We start from the raw sequence: 14,678 nt of genomic DNA, 5'->3' as shown, positions 1-14,678 counted from the left end.
ATGAAGAGAGCGACAGCACTGTGCACCAGTACGAGAAGGACGGACCGGCCATCTATCGCCAGTCCTTCGCCACCATCCGGGCGGAGGCGGATCTCTCCGGCCTGCCCTCGGACGTGAGCCAGGTCGCGGTCCGGATGATCCACGCCTGCGGGATGGTCGACCTCGTACGCGACATCGCCTTCACGCCCGACGCCGTCTCCCGGGCCCGCGCGGCTCTGCGGGCGGGCGCGCCCATCCTGTGCGACGTCGCCATGGTCGCCAGCGGGGTCACCCGCAAGCGGCTGCCCGCGGACAACGAGGTGGTGTGCACCCTGTCCGACCCGGCGGTGCCCGGCCTCGCGGCGGAGCTGGGCACGACCCGCTCGGCGGCGGCCCTTGAGCTGTGGCGCGACCGGCTCGAAGGGGCGGTCGTCGCCGTCGGCAACGCGCCGACCGCGCTGTTCCGGCTCCTCGAAATGATCGAGGAGGGGGCCCCGCGCCCCGCGGCCGTCATCGGTGTGCCGGTCGGTTTCGTCGGCGCCGCCGAGTCCAAGGACGCCCTGGCCGCGCACCCCTCGGGGCTCGACCACCTGATCGTGCGCGGCAGGCGCGGCGGCAGCGCCATCGCGGCCGCCGCCCTCAACGCCATCGCCAGCGAGGAAGAATGAGCGTGAGCGAGCAGCAGACGGGACGGCTCTACGGGGTCGGGCTCGGCCCCGGCGACCCGGCCCTGATGACCCTGCGCGCGGTGGAGGTCATCGCCGGCGCGGACGTCGTGGCCTACCACAGCGCCCGGCACGGGCGGTCCATCGCCCGGTCCATCGCGGCGGAGCACCTGCGCGCCGACCACATCGAGGAGGCCCTGGTCTATCCCGTGACGACGGAGACCACGGACCACCCGGGCGGCTACCGGGGCGCGATGGAGGACTTCTACACCGAGGCGGCGGCCCGGCTCGCCGTGCACCTCGACGCGGGCCGCACGGTCGCGGTGCTGGCGGAGGGCGACCCGCTCTTCTACGGCTCGTACATGCACATGCACAAGCGGCTGGCCGACCGCTACCCCACCGAGGTCATCCCCGGGGTCACCTCGGTCAGCGCCGCCGCCGCGCGGCTCGGGACCCCGCTCGCCGAGGGCGAGGAGGTCCTGACGATCCTGCCCGGCACCCTGCCCGAGGACGAGCTGACCGCCCGGCTGGCCGCCACCGACGCCGCCGTGGTCATGAAGCTGGGCCGTACGTTCCCCGCCGTCCGCCGCGCGTTCGAGGCGTCCGGCCGGCTGCCCGAGGCGCGGTACGTCGAGCGCGCCACGATGGCCGGGGAGCGGCTGGGCGAGCTGGCGGAGACCGACGCGGACTCGGTGCCGTACTTCGCGGTCGCCGTGCTGCCGAGCCGGATCGACGCACGCCCCGAACGCGCCCCGGGCGACGGTGAGGTGGCGGTCGTCGGCACGGGTCCGGCCGGTCCGCTGTGGCTCACGCCCGAGACGCGCGGGGCGCTGGCCGCCGCCGACGACCTGGTCGGCTACACCACGTACCTGGACCGGGTCCCGGTGCGCCCGGGGCAGATACGGCACGGCTCCGACAACAAGGTCGAGTCGGAGCGGGCCGAGTTCGCGCTCGACCTGGCCCGGCGCGGGCGGCGGGTGGCCGTGGTGTCAGGCGGCGACCCGGGCGTGTTCGCGATGGCGACGGCCGTGCTGGAGGTGGCCGCCCAGGAGGAGTACGCGGACGTGCCGGTGCGGGTCCTTCCCGGGGTGACGGCCGCCAACGCGGCCGCGGCGCGGGCGGGGGCGCCGCTGGGCCACGACTACGCCACGGTCTCGCTCTCCGACCGGCTCAAGCCGTGGGAGGTCATCGCCGGGCGGCTGCGGGCCGCCGCGTCGGCGGATCTGGTGCTCGCGCTGTACAACCCCGGTTCCCGCAGCCGGACCTGGCAGGTCGGCAAGGCCCGCGACCTGCTCCTCGAACACCGCTCGCCGGACACGCCGGTGGTCATCGGCCGGGACGTCGGCGGACCGGCGGAGAGCGTACGGACCGTGCGGCTGGCCGATCTCGACCCGGCCGAGGTCGACATGCGCACGATCCTGATCGTCGGCTCCTCGCAGACCCGCTGGGAGCGCCGGGGCGACGGGCGGCACATCGTGTGGACGCCGCGCCGCTATCCCGAGGACTGAGCCGCTACGCCATGAGCGTCCGCAGCCAGGCGACGGCCTCTTCCGGGCTGCCGGCCACCGCGCCCCCTTCCGGGAGCGGTGGCCGGCGGACCACGACGACGGGGATGCCCGCCTCGCGGGCCGCGGTCAGCTTCGGGGCGGTGGCGGCGCCGCCGCTGTCCTTGGTGACGAGGACGTCGACGCGGTGGCGGCGGATCAGTTCGCGCTCGCCTTCGAGGGTGAAGGGGCCCCGGTCGAGCAGGGTCTCCATCCGGGCCGGGTACGGCGGCTCCGGGGCGTCCACGGACCGCATGAGGAACCACAGCTCGTCCAGGTCCGCGAAGGCGGCGAGGCCCATCCGCCCCGTGGTGAGGAACACCCGCCGCCCCAGCGCGGGCAGCGCCTTCGCCGCCTCGGCCAGCGAGCCGGCCGGGTGCCAGTCATCGCCCTCGCGGGGCACCCAGCCGGGCCGGCGCAGCATGAGCAGGGGAACATGGGCGGTGGCGGCCGCGGTGGCCGCGTTGTGGCTGATCGTCCCGGCGAAAGGATGGGTGGCGTCGATGAGCGCGTCGACCCGGTGCGCGCGGAGCCAGTCCGCGAGCCCGCCGGCTCCGCCGAAACCGCCGACGCGGACCTGCCCCGGCGGAAGCTTCGGGCGGGCCACCCGCCCGGCGAGCGAGCTGGTGACCCCGGACCCGGCGGGCAGCTCGCCTTCCAGCAGTTCGGCGAGACGGCGGGCCTCCGTCGTCCCGCCGAGAATCAGTACGTGCATCGGAACCATCCATGAGTGAAGCGAAGGGCGGGCGCGCCGCCCAACTCAAACACACCGGTCTGCGGCCCGGCTGGACGACCGGTGCCTGCGCCACCGCCGCCGCCACCGCCGCGTACACGGCGCTGCTGAGCGGCGACTTCCCCGACCCGGTCACCATCACGCTGCCCCGGGGCCAGACCCCGGCGTTCGCCCTGGCCGTGGAGGAGCTGGCCGACGGGCGGGCGACGGCGGGTGTGGTCAAGGACGCGGGCGACGACCCCGACGTGACGCACGGCGCCCTGGTCCGGGTCAGTGTGCGGGCGCTGCCGCCGGGCTTCGGTGTGGTGTTCCGGGCGGGCCCCGGCGTCGGCACGGTCACGCTGCCGGGGCTCCCGCTGGAGGTCGGTGAGCCGGCGGTCAACCCGGTGCCGCGCCGGATGATCGGCGAGCACATCGCCCGGGTCGCGGCGGCCCACGGCGGGTCCGGGGACGTCGAGGTGACGGTCGGGGTGGACGACGGCGAGGAGATCGCCCGGTCCACCTGGAACCCGCGCCTGGGCATCCTGGGCGGCCTGTCCGTCCTGGGGACGACCGGGGTGGTGGTGCCCTACTCCTGCTCGGCGTGGATCGACTCGATCCGCCGGGGCGTGGACGTGGCGCTCGCCGCGGGTCGCACCCATGTGGCGGGGTGCACGGGGTCCACGTCGGAGAAGACCGTGGTCGCCGAGTACGGGCTGCCGGAGATCGCGCTGCTGGACATGGGCGACTTCGCGGGCGCGGTGCTCAAGTACGTACGCCGTCACCCGGTGGCGCGGCTCACCGTCTGCGGCGGGTTCGCCAAGCTGTCGAAGCTCGCCGCCGGCCATCTCGACCTGCATTCGGGCCGCTCCCAGGTCGACAAGGCGTACCTGGCCCGGCTGGCCCGGCAGGGCGGCGCCGACGAGGCCCTGGCCGCCGAGGTCGCCGCCGCCAACACGGGCCTGGCCGCGCTCCGCTCGTGCCAGGCACGGGGGGTGCCGCTGGGTGATCTGGTGGCCGTCGCGGCGCGGGACCAGGCACTGTCGGTCCTGCGGGGCGCTCCGGTGGCCGTGGATGTCATCTGCGTCGACCGGGCGGGCACGGTGGTGGGGCGCAGCTCCGTGCGCTGACCCGTGCGCCGCCCGGCCGGGGCGGCCGTCAGCAGGTGTGGCGGTCGCGGGCGGGCGAGTAGAGGTGGCTGTCGTGGAACTGCTCGGCGCCCAGGGTGCGGCCGACCATGATGACGGCGGTACGGATCACCCCGGCCGCCTTCACCTGCTCGGCGATGGAGCCCAGGGTGCCGCGCAGGATGACCTCGTCGGGCCGCGAGGCCAGGGCGACGACGGCGGCCGGGCAGTCGGCCCCGTAGTGCGGGAGCAGTTCCTCGACGACGCGGTCGGCGTACCGGGCGGCGAGGTGCAGGACGATCAGCGCGCCGCTGCGCCCCAGCGTCGCCAGGTCCTCGCCCTCGGGCATGGCGGTGGCCTGCTGGGCGACGCGGGTGAGGATGACGGTCTGGCCGACGGTCGGGACGGTCAGCTCGCGCCCCAGGGCCGCCGCGGCCGCCGCGAACGCGGGTACGCCGGGGATCACTTCGTAGGGCACGCCCGCCTCGTCCAGGCGCCGCATCTGCTCGTTGACCGCGCTGAACACCGAGGGGTCGCCGGAGTGCAGCCGCGCCACGTCGTGGCCGGCCCGGTGCGCGGCGACCAGTTCGGCGGTGATCCGGTCGATGTCGAGCTGCGCGGTGTCCACCAGGCGCGCGTCGGCGGGGCACTCGGCCAGGAGTTCGCGGGGCACCAGGCTGCCCGCGTACAGGCAGACCCCGCAGGCGGCGAGCGTGCGCGCGCCGCGCACCGTGATCAGGTCGGCCGCGCCCGGTCCTGCGCCGATGAAGTACACGGTCATCTGTTGTCTCCTGAGGGTTGTGCGGGGGCGGGACAGGTCCCGGGGCCTGTCCGGCGGATCTTCGTGGATCAGCCCGCGGCGTCCGGTGCGTGCTCTCGGCGTGCGCCCGGATCGCCCTCGTACTGGACGTACTCGGGTGATTCGGGCGTGCGGCGAGAGTGCGTGCCAGGCGTCGTGGGCCCGCGAAGATCCGCCGGACAGGTCCCGGGCTTGCGTACGGACCATTGGGTGACCGGCATCGCCTGGCGCCAGCCGGTGAAGGTGCCGACCGGCACGGCGTGGGCCACGGCGAGGCGGACCAAGTCGCCGCCGTGCTCGCGGTGCTGGGCGGCGAGGACCGCCTCGGACTCCAGCGTGACGGTGTTGGCGACCAGCCGGCCGCCGGGCGGGAGCGCCCGCAGGCAGGTGTCGAGGAGGCCGGGCGCGGTGAGTCCGCCGCCGATGAACACGGCGTCGGGGGCGGGGAGCCCGGCCAGGCAGTCGGGGGCGCGGCCGGTGACGACGCGCAGGCCGGGGACGCCGAGCCGGTCGGCGTTGTCCGCGATGCGGGCCGCCCTCACCGGGTCGCGTTCGACGGTGACGGCCCGGCAGGAGGGGTGGGTGCGCATCCACTCGATGGCGATCGATCCGGAGCCGCCGCCGATGTCCCACAGGAGTTCACCGGGTGCGGGGGCGAGCACGCCGAGGGTGGCGGCCCGCACGTGCCGCTTGGTGAGCTGGCCGTCGTGCGCGTACGCCTCGTCGGGCAGGCCCGGTACGGCGCCGAGGCGCGGGGCGCCGGGGGCCCTGCGGCACTCGACGGCGATGACGTTGAGCGGGTCGCCCGCCGGGTGGGACCAGGTCTGCGCCGTGCCCTGGACGCACGCCTCGCCCTCGCCGCCGAGCTGTTCCAGCACCCGCATCGGGCTGGGGCCGAAGCCGCGGTCGCGCAGCAGGGCGGCGACCTCGGCCGGGGTGGTGGCGTCGGCGCTGAGGACCAGCAGCCGGCGTCCTTCGTGCAGGGCGGCGGCGAGCCGGGCGGCGGGGCGGCCGACCAGGGTGACGACCTCGGTGTCCTCCAGCGGCCAGCCGACGCGGGCGCAGGCGTAGGAGACGGACGAGGGGTGCGGCAGGACGCGCAGCCGCCCGGCGCCCAGGACTTCGGTGAGGGCGCGGCCGATCCCGTAGAACATCGGGTCGCCGCTGGCCAGTACGGCGGTGCGGCCGGCCGCGTGCGCGGCGAGCAGGCCGGGGACGGCGGGGCGCAGCGGGGAGGGCCAGGGCACGCGGCGGCCCGCGCACCGGGGCGGGAGCAGGTCCAGCTGGCGTCCGGCGCCGATCAGGACCTGGGCGGCCTCCAGCTCCGCGCGCGCCGCCCCGGACAGGCCCGCCCAGCCGTCGGCTCCGATCCCGACCACGGTCACTGCAGGTGGGAGCGGGGGCTCGGGGGGTTCGGGGGTCACGGACGGTACCTCGGGTCTCGGGGGCTGACGCCCCCGAACTCTACTGTCCGGTCCCGGCCGGGGACCGGACAGGTCCCGCGCCCGGGAGCGCCCCCCTTCCCCGGGGCCGGGGGCCGGGGTGGTCAGAGCATGATCAGCAGACGGGTCTTCGGCTTGAGCTTCCGGTTGACCGAGCGGCTCTGCACGTACACCTCCAGATCGGGGTTGTTCCCCGCCTTCACGGAGACGGTGCCCCGCACGCCCGAGCCGAAGAGCAGGTTGCGGGCGGCGTCGCCCGAGTAGGCGCGGTCGGTGTCCTTCTCCACGACGATGACCTCCTTGTCCGGCTGCACCTGGACCCGGGCGCCCAACTGGTAGTAGCAGGAGCCGCGTTCGTACGTCACGCCCGGGTGGGAGTCGACGAAGGGGCGGATCTCGACCTCCTTGTCGACCTTCAGGAGCCGGTACTTGTCGGCCGGGACCGGTTCGAGACTGGCCCGCACGTCGTCCACGGATATGTCCTGGCCCACCGCGAAGAGGTTCTTCGTGCCGCGCACGCCCTGCTCACGGCCGCGCAGGAAGCTGGTGGCGGCGGCGCGCACGGTGCCGATCGCCTCCTCGACGCCCTCCTTCGAATCGGCGTCCCAGATCGCGATGTTGCCGGCCGGGAAGCCGTAGTTCTGAGCGGTGCGCTTGGCCAGGGAGTTGGGGACGAGGATCGCCGAGGTCCAGTGGCCCGGGAGGGCGCCCATCTTCGCCGCGATGCGGTCGAGCCAGGGGCCGAGGATCTTCATGTCCCCGTCGTGCCTGCGGTCGCCGCCGGAGGCGTTCTCCTCGCCGTCCGTCACCACGATCTGGAGGAAGCTGTGCTCGCCGTACTCCTCCCAGATGTGGCCCAGGTCGTCGAGGGACTTCAGGGAGGCCTCGATGAGGGCCGTCGCGCCGTTGTTCACCTTGTACAGGCCGCGCATGGAAGGGAGATGCTTCACGTCCATGTCCCAGACCAGGTTCTCCACCCTGTGGTCGAAGGAGTAGAGGCTGATCCGGGTCTCGTGCCCGAGGCTGTCCGACTCGGCCTTCAGGCCGGCCACGAACTCGTCCACGACGCGCACGAGCTGCCCCTGGTGCTGGTACATCGAACCCGAACAGTCCACGACCAGCGCGACGTGATTCACCTTGTGCTGGATCTTGTTTGCGGACACTTCTGCTCCTTCTGCGAGGCTCCCCAAGCGACGTCTTCACACTATGGGGAGGCACTGACAACGGAGCCCGACGCCGGATCGCCCCACGGCCCGCCACCGACGGCCCACCGCCCCCGCACGCCTCGGACCTTCCTCCAGGAGCGGACGCATCTGCCATGTGGTTTCCCATGGAAATATGTAAATGCAATCCCAGAACACCTATTCTGTGGCACATGCTGTCTCCCGTCACCGGGTGGTCCGCTCACCGGCCCGGCGGCATCGGCCTCTCGCGTTCCCAAGGAGCCCCGCCCTCATGCCCTTCACCCCCGCCCTCACCCGCCGGCGCGCCGCGGCGGCCCTCGTCGTCGTAGGACTGCTCACCCCGCTCACCGCCTGCGGCAGCGACGACGACACGAAGGACTCGGCCACCGGCTCCAGCGCCTCCGCGTCCGCATCCGGCGCCCCCGCGGCCGATCTGACGGTCCTCGCCGCCTCGTCGCTCACCGATGTGTTCAAGGCGGCGGGCGCGGCGTACGAGAAGGAGAACCCCGGCACGAAGGTGACGTTCTCCTTCGCCGGCTCCCAGGAGCTCGCCGCCCAGGTCAAGCAGGGCGCGCCCGCCGACGCCCTGGTCACCGCCGACACCAAGACGATGGACGGGCTGAAGGCGGACACCGGGACGCCCACCGTCATCGCCAAGAACCGCCTCGTCATCGCCACCGGCAAGGGCAACCCGGAGAAGATCGAGAACCTCAAGGACCTCGCGGACACCGAGCTCAAGGTGGTACTCGCCGCGTCCGAGGTGCCGGTCGGCCGCTACAGCAAGCAGATCCTGGACGCCCAGAAGATCACCGTGAAGCCGGTCTCCCTGGAGCCGAACGTGCGGGCGGTCCTGAGCAAGGTGGAGCTGGGCGAGGCCGACGCCGGTCTGGTCTACAAGACCGATGTCGCCTCCGCCTCCGGCAAGGTCGACTCCGTGGACATCCCGGACGAGCAGAACGCGGTCGCCTCCTACCCGGCTGCGACGCTGAAGACCACCGAGCACAGCGACGCCGCCGAGGCGTTCGTGAAGTGGCTGTCGACGCCCGAGGCGCGAAAGATCCTCACCGACGCGGGCTTCCAGCAGCCGTAACGCGGGAGGCCGCCCGGCCCGCACGGGCCGGGCGGCCCCGCCCTCCAGCCTCAGGGAACCCCGATGAACCGTCCCCGCAGCCGCGCCGCGCGCCCTCGCGCGCCGATCGTGCTGGCGGTCCCCGCACTCCTGGCCGTCGCCTTTCTGCTCCTGCCGCTGGCCGGCATCCTCGCCCGCACCTCGTGGGGCGAGCTGGGCGGCCACCTCACCAGTGAGGGGACCAGGCAGGCGCTGACCCTGTCGCTGATCGTCTCCGGGTGGGCGCTGGCCCTCTCCCTGGTCCTCGGGGTCCCGCTGGCCTGGCTGCTGGCCCGCGTCGACTTCCCCGGCAAGGTCTTCGTCCGCTCGCTGGTCCTGCTGCCGATGGTGCTGCCGCCCACGGTCGGCGGTGTCGCCCTGCTGCTCGGATTCGGGCGCCGCGGACTGCTGGGGCCCTGGCTGGAGGACTGGTTCGGCATCACACTGCCGTTCCACACCTCCGGCGCCGTCCTGGCCGCGACCTTCGTCGCCATGCCGTTCCTGGTCATCAGCCTCGAAGGGGCGCTCGGCGGTCTGCGCCCCCGCTACGAGGAGACCGCGGCCTCCCTCGGCGCCTCGCCGGTACGGGTGTTCTTCACCGTCACACTGCCGATGGTCGCCCCCGGGCTCGCCGCCGGCGCCGCCCTGACCTGGGCGCGCGCGCTGGGCGAGTTCGGCGCGACCATCACGTTCGCGGGCAACCTCCCCGGGACCACGCAGACGCTGCCCCTCCAGGTCTATCTGCTGCTCCAGGACAGCCCGGAGGCCGCCACCTCGGTCTCCCTGCTGCTGCTCGTCATCGCCATGGCCGTGCTCCTGGCCCTGCGCGGACGCTGGACCGGCGGCGCCCCCCGCCCCCGCGCGCCGCGCCCCGAGGACACGGACGACGAACCGGCGGCCGTACGCAAGCGGGCGGAGACCGCCCCGCGGCCCGCCGCCGACCGGGAGAACTGGCCGCTGCACGCCGAGGTCACCGGGTTCAACCAGCTCACCCTGGACGCGGAGGGCGGCACCACCATCGCCGTCGTCGGCCCCAACGGCGCCGGCAAGACCACCCTCCTGCGCGCCCTGCTCGGCCTCACCCCGCGCGCCCACGCCCGGCTCCGGCTCGGCGACACCGACGTCACCGCCCTGCCCGCGCACCGCCGGGGCGTGGCCTGGGTCCCGCAGGACGGCGCCCTCTTCCCGCACATGAGCACGCTGGCCAACACCGCCTACGGGCTGCGCGCCCGGGGAGTGCCGCGCGCCGAGGCCCGCCGCAGCGCCCAGGAGTGGCTGGACCGGCTCGGGGTCGGCCACCTCGCCGGCCGCCGGCCCGCCCAGGTCTCCGGCGGGCAGGCCCAGCGGGTGGCGCTGGCACGGGCGCTCGCCGCCCGCCCCCGCCTCCTGCTGCTGGACGAACCGCTCGCCGCGCTCGACCAGACGACCCGCTCCCAGGTCCGGCACACCCTGCGCCGCCACCTCGAAGGCTTCGGCGGCGTGTGCCTGATCGTCACGCACGACCCGGTCGAAGCCGTGGCGCTCGCCGACCGGGTCCTCGTCCTGGAGGAGGGCCGTACGCTCCAGGACGCCCCGCCCGCCGACGTCACCCGCAACCCGCGCTCCCCCTGGGTCGCCCGCATGCTCGGCCGCAACGCCTGGCCGGGCACCACCACCGCCGACGGTCTGGCCCCGGCGGACGGCGGGCACCTCGTCGTCGCCGACGCGCTGCCCGCCGGGGTGCCCGCGCTCGCGGTCATCGCGCCGGAGGCGGTCTCCGTGCACCGCGAGAAGCCCACCGGGAGCCCGCGCAACGTGTGGCCGGGGACGGTGCGCGAGATCACCGCGGGCGGCAGCCGGCTCCGGATCCTGATCGGTTCGGACCGGGCACCGGACCTCGTCGCCGAGATCACCCCGCAGGCCGCGGCGGAACTGTCCCTCGCCGACGGGGTGGAGGTATGGACCGGCGTCAAGGCCACCGAGGTGACCCTCGTGGCACTCTGAGCGGGGCGCCGCCGGTCAGTAGACGTCGCGGACGTACCGCTTGTCGGCGGCGAGCTGCTTCACGCACAGGGCCGCCGCATCGGGGTCGAGCCCGCCGTGGGCGACGGCGATGTCGCGCAGCGCCCGGTCGACGTCCTTCGCCATCCGCGCGGCGTCGCCGCAGACGTAGAAATGGGCGCCGTCGCGCAGCCAGGTCCACAGCTTGGCGCCGTGCTCGCGCATCCGGTCCTGCACATAGATCTTGGCGCGCTGGTCCCGGGAGAAGGCGGTGTCCAGCCGGGTGAGGGTGCCGTCGGCGAGGAACGACATCAGCTCCTGTTCGTAGAAGAAGTCCGTCGCCCGGTGCTGCTCCCCGAAGAACAGCCAGTTGGGGCCCGGGTCGCGGCGGGCGCGGCGCTCCTCAAGGAAACCGATGAACGGAGCCACGCCGGTCCCGGGGCCGACCATCACCATGGGCGCGTCGGGGCGGGCCGGCGGCCGGAAGTGCGGGGCGCGCCGGACGAGGACCGGGACCCGGGCGTCCGGCTCGGCGTCCGCGAGGAAGGGTGAGCACACCCCGGCGCGCGGCAGGCCGTCCGGGTTCTCGTACCGGACGACGGAGACCGTCAGGGAGAGCCGGTCCGGCTCGGTGAGCGGGCTGGAGGAGATCGAGTACAGGCGCGGCTGGAGGGGCTTGAGGATGCCGGCCCACTCCTGGGGCGTGGCCCGGACCGGGTACGCGGCGAGGACGTCGACGGCCTGCCGGCCCCAGGACCAGCGGGCCAGCTCGCCCTTGTTGTCGGGCCGCAGCATCTTCTTCAGCTCCCGGTCCCCGGTGCGTTCGGTGACGAAGCCGAGCAACGCGGGCGTGAGCCGGGTGATGTCCAGGCGGGTGAGCAGCGCGTCGCCCAGCCGGAGGCCGCCGAGGCCGGGGACCTCGATCGCGGCGTCGGCGTCGAGTCCGGTGGCCGCGAGCCATTCGGCGACGAGCGCGGCGTTGTTGACGGGGTGTACGCCGAGGGCGTCACCGGCCGCATAGTCCAGGGCGGTGCCGGTGCCGGAGGTGTCGAAGGTGAACCGGCGGACCTCCTTGCCCGCGCCGGGCAGCCCGAGCAGCCGGTTGCCGCAGAGCCGGGCCGTGACCGGCTCGGGCTTGGCGCTCCTGGCCGGGGAGGGGGCGGCGGCGGGCGCGGGGGCCGTCCCGTCCTGCGGGGCGGTGAGGCCGACCAGGACCTGGTCCAGCCAGCTCAGGGCGGACGGCTCGTAGTCGGGTTCGCAGTCGGTGCGCGGCGCGAGCCGGACGGCCCCCAGCTCGTCGAGGCGCCGGTCGAGGCGCCGTCCGTGCCCGCAGAAGTCGTCGTACGAGGAGTCGCCCAAGGCCAGCACCGCGTACCGCCTGCCGTCCAGGGGCGGGCTGTCGGCGGCGGTCAGGGCCTCCCAGAACCCGGAGCCGTTGTCGGGCGCGTCGCCGTCGCCGAAGGTGCTGGTGATCAGCAGCAGGTCCGAGGCGGGCGGCAGGGCGCGCGGGTCGGCCTCGTCCATGCCGAGGAGCCGCGTCCGGTGGCCGGTCGCGGTGAGCCGGTCGGCGGTGGCGAGGGCGAACTCCTCGGCGTTGCCCGTCTGCGAGGCCCACAGCACGACCACCTCGCGGCCGGGCGGCGCCTCGGCGGGGGCGGGCGGCGCGGGGTCGACGGCGGGCTGTCCGGTGCGCGAGTACATGCCGGCCAGGACCCCGTCGACCCAGCGGGCGTGCTCCGTGCTGAAGGGCGCGCCGGCCGGGAGCACGGGGACGCCGGGTGCGCCCAGGGGCAGTCCGGCGAGGAATCCCACCAGGTACTGGCGTTCGTGCTCGGCGAGCACGGGGGGCGGCGCGCTCTCCAGGCCGAAGACCGCGGCGGGTCCGGTGGCCTCGGTGGGTCCGGTGACCCCGGCGGGTCCGGTGGCCTCGGCCGGGGCCGGGGGTGCGACCGGGGCCGGCGCGGCGGCCACTTTCGTCAGCGCCACCGCGCACACCTTGAACTCCGGCTGGAAGGAGACCGGGTCGACGGCGTCACTGGTCACCGCGTTGACACTGAGGTATTCGCCGAACAGGTCGTTCCAGTGGAAGGGCGCGAAGCAGCAGCCCGGTGCCACCCGGTCCGTCACCACGGCCGGCAGCACGGCACGGCCGCGCCGCGACTCGACCTCCACCGTGTCGCCCTCGGCGATCCCGAGCCGCGCCGCGTCCTCGGGGTGCAGTTCGACGAAGGGGCCCGGGTTCAGCTTGTTGAGCCTGGCGACCCTGCCGGTCTTGGTGAGGGTGTGCCACTGGTGCTGGAGCCGCCCGGTGTTGAGCGTGAACGGATAGTCGTCGTCGGGCAGTTCGGCGGCCGGCAGATGGGGGCGGGCGAAGAAGCGGGCGCGTCCGGTGGGTGTCGGGAAGACCGGCCCCGCGCCGTCCGGGGCGAGGTAGCGGACCGGGTTGCGGTCGGGGCCCTGGGCCGTGGGGGCGGGCCACTGCACGGGCGCGGTGCGCAGCCGCTCGTACGTCACGCCCCGCAGGTCGTAGCCGGTGCGCGGGTTCGCCGCGCGCTTCAGCTCCTCGAAGACCTCCTCGGCGCTGTCGTACGTGAAGCCGTCGGCGTACCCCATCTCGCAGGCGACGCGGGCGATGATCCGCCAGTCCGCGAGGGCCTCGCCGGGCGGGTCCACGGCGGGGCGGGCGAGGGTGAGGTTGCGTTCGCTGTTGACGAGTACGCCCTCCGCCTCGCTCCACAGCGCGCCGGGCAGCACGACGTCGGCGTACGCGTTGGTCTCGGTGTCGGCGAACACGTCCTGGGTGATGACGAGTTCGGCCCGCTCCAGCGCCTCGATGACGGTGCGGCGGTTGGCGACCGACGCGACCGGGTTGGTGCAGATGATCCAGCACGCCTTGATGTCACCGGCCGCCATCCGCTCGAACATCTCGACGGTCCCCCGGCCGCACTCGTCCTTGCGCAGCGTGCCGGGCTCCAGGCCCCAGAGCGCTTCGGTGAAGGCGCGGTCCTCGTCGTCCAGGAGGGAGCGCTGGCCGGGCAGGCCCGGTCCCATGTAGCCCATCTCGCGGCCGCCCATGGCGTTGGGCTGGCCGGTGAGCGAGAGGGGGCCGCTGCCCCGGCGGCAGATCGCGCCGGTCGCCAGGTGCAGGTTGATCAGCGCGTTGGTGTTCCAGGTGCCGTGCGTGGACTGGTTGAGCCCCATCGTCCAGCAGCTCGTCCACTCGGCCGCCCCGCCGATCCAGCGGGCCGCGCGGCGGATGTCCTCCTCCGGGATGCCGGTGACCGCGGCGACGGCGGCGGGCGGGTAGTCCGCGAGGAACTCCTCCATCGCCTCCCAGCCCTCGGTGCGCTCCGCGATGAACGCGGGGTCGGTGTGCCCGTCCGCGTGGAGCAGGTGCAGCAGCCCGTTGAGGAGGGCCAGGTCGGTTCCGGGGTTGACGCGCAGGAAGAGGTCGGCCTTGTCGGCGGTGGCGGTGCGGCGGGGGTCCACGACGATGAGCTTGGCGCCCGCCTTGACCCGGTCCAGGAGCCGCAGGAAGAGGATCGGGTGGCAGTCGGCCATGTTGGCGCCGATGACGAGGAAGACGTCCGCGTGGTCGAGGTCGTCGTACGAGCCGGGCGGGCCGTCGGCGCCGAGCGAGAGCTTGTAGCCGCTGCCCGCGCTCGCCATGCACAGCCGGGAGTTGGACTCCATCCGGCTGGTCCGGACGAACCCCTTGGCGAGCTTGTTGGCGAGGTACTGCGCCTCCAGGCTCATCTGCCCGGAGACGTAGAGCGCGACCGCGTCCGGCCCGTGCGCGTCGATGACCGACCGCAGCCGCCGCGCGGTGTGGGTGATGGCCTCGTCCACGGCCACCGGTACGGGCTCCGCCCCGCGTTCGGGCCGCATCAGCGCGGTGGTCAGCCGGCCGGGGGCGGAGAGCAGGTCGGCGGTGGTCGCCCCCTTGGTGCAGAGCCGGCCGGAGTTCGCGGGGTGGGCCTTGTCCCCCGACGCCTTGCGGACGGTGCGGCGCCCGTCGGGCCCCGGCCCGATGTCCAGGACCATGCCGCAGCCCACCCCGCAGTACGAGCAGACCGTACGGACCTGAGTGGCGTCGGCCGACGAGCTCTGTGGGGGCACCGGGAGACCTTCCGTGAAT

The 14,678-nt window shown here is 74.4% G+C and carries 10 protein-coding genes; 5 read left to right on the top strand and 5 right to left on the bottom strand.

Features of this window, described 5'->3' with window-relative positions; genetic code table 11:
- The first annotated feature begins 20 nt into the window (after window positions 1–20).
- Window positions 21–647, top strand: coding sequence for a precorrin-8X methylmutase (locus P8A18_RS27140; protein ID WP_018553440.1), 627 nt, complete (start codon window positions 21–23; stop codon window positions 645–647).
- Window positions 644–2,152, top strand: a complete 1,509-nt coding sequence (locus P8A18_RS27135) for a precorrin-2 C(20)-methyltransferase (protein WP_306058582.1) — start codon at window positions 644–646, stop codon at window positions 2,150–2,152. The genes P8A18_RS27140 and P8A18_RS27135 overlap by 4 nt, the downstream gene beginning before the upstream one ends.
- A gap of 4 nt (window positions 2,153–2,156) precedes the next feature.
- Here the strand turns inward: P8A18_RS27135 and P8A18_RS27130 are convergent, their stop codons facing one another.
- Complete coding sequence (locus P8A18_RS27130; protein ID WP_306058581.1) at window positions 2,157–2,903, bottom strand: cobalt-precorrin-6A reductase; 747 nt, start codon at window positions 2,901–2,903, stop codon at window positions 2,157–2,159.
- A gap of 11 nt (window positions 2,904–2,914) precedes the next feature.
- Here P8A18_RS27130 and P8A18_RS27125 point away from each other — a divergent pair, with 11 nt between their 5' ends.
- Window positions 2,915–4,030 (top strand): cobalt-precorrin-5B (C(1))-methyltransferase, encoded by a 1,116-nt coding sequence (locus P8A18_RS27125; protein WP_306058579.1) that lies wholly within the window; start codon window positions 2,915–2,917, stop codon window positions 4,028–4,030.
- Window positions 4,031–4,058: 28 nt separating this feature from the next.
- Here P8A18_RS27125 and cobM read toward each other — a convergent pair whose 3' ends face one another.
- From cobM to P8A18_RS27110, 3 genes are all read right to left on the bottom strand, one after another.
- The gene (gene cobM / locus P8A18_RS27120) at window positions 4,059–4,808 is read right to left on the bottom strand and encodes a precorrin-4 C(11)-methyltransferase (RefSeq protein WP_306058578.1); all 750 of its coding nucleotides are present in this window, start codon (window positions 4,806–4,808) and stop codon (window positions 4,059–4,061) included.
- A gap of 68 nt (window positions 4,809–4,876) precedes the next feature.
- A complete protein-coding gene (gene cbiE, locus P8A18_RS27115) occupies window positions 4,877–6,250 on the bottom strand; it encodes a precorrin-6y C5,15-methyltransferase (decarboxylating) subunit CbiE (protein WP_306058576.1) in 1,374 nt (457 codons plus the stop codon).
- 122 nt (window positions 6,251–6,372) lie between these two features.
- Window positions 6,373–7,431: a vWA domain-containing protein gene (locus P8A18_RS27110; RefSeq protein WP_018553434.1), complete on the bottom strand. Its 1,059-nt coding sequence runs from the start codon at window positions 7,429–7,431 to the stop codon at window positions 6,373–6,375.
- A gap of 292 nt (window positions 7,432–7,723) precedes the next feature.
- Here P8A18_RS27110 and modA point away from each other — a divergent pair, with 292 nt between their 5' ends.
- Window positions 7,724–8,542, top strand: coding sequence for a molybdate ABC transporter substrate-binding protein (gene modA, locus P8A18_RS27105; protein ID WP_306058574.1), 819 nt, complete (start codon window positions 7,724–7,726; stop codon window positions 8,540–8,542).
- Between the two features lie 63 nt (window positions 8,543–8,605).
- The gene (locus P8A18_RS27100; RefSeq protein ID WP_306058571.1) at window positions 8,606–10,543 is read left to right on the top strand and encodes an ABC transporter permease; all 1,938 of its coding nucleotides are present in this window, start codon (window positions 8,606–8,608) and stop codon (window positions 10,541–10,543) included.
- Between the two features lie 15 nt (window positions 10,544–10,558).
- Here the strand turns inward: P8A18_RS27100 and P8A18_RS27095 are convergent, their stop codons facing one another.
- A complete protein-coding gene (locus P8A18_RS27095) occupies window positions 10,559–14,659 on the bottom strand; it encodes a bifunctional nitrate reductase/sulfite reductase flavoprotein subunit alpha (RefSeq protein WP_306058569.1) in 4,101 nt (1,366 codons plus the stop codon).
- Window positions 14,660–14,678: the final 19 nt, after the last annotated feature.

Source organism: Streptomyces sp. Mut1, assembly GCF_030719295.1.
GTDB classification, from domain to species: domain Bacteria; phylum Actinomycetota; class Actinomycetes; order Streptomycetales; family Streptomycetaceae; genus Streptomyces; species Streptomyces castrisilvae.
The sequence above is the reverse complement of the archived record's forward strand: the minus strand, read 5'-3'. Positions and strand labels throughout refer to the sequence as shown.

Bases quoted from the DNA above. Each gene is read 5' to 3' on its own strand.
- P8A18_RS27135 (WP_306058582.1), top strand. From the start codon at position 644: ATGAGCGTGAGCGAGCAGCAGACGGGACGGCTCTACGGGGTCGGGCTC.
- P8A18_RS27130 (WP_306058581.1), bottom strand. From the start codon at position 2,903: ATGCACGTACTGATTCTCGGCGGGACGACGGAGGCCCGCCGTCTCGCC.
- P8A18_RS27125 (WP_306058579.1), top strand. From the start codon at position 2,915: ATGAGTGAAGCGAAGGGCGGGCGCGCCGCCCAACTCAAACACACCGGT.
- cobM (WP_306058578.1), bottom strand. From the start codon at position 4,808: ATGACCGTGTACTTCATCGGCGCAGGACCGGGCGCGGCCGACCTGATC.
- modA (WP_306058574.1), top strand. From the start codon at position 7,724: ATGCCCTTCACCCCCGCCCTCACCCGCCGGCGCGCCGCGGCGGCCCTC.
- P8A18_RS27100 (WP_306058571.1), top strand. From the start codon at position 8,606: ATGAACCGTCCCCGCAGCCGCGCCGCGCGCCCTCGCGCGCCGATCGTG.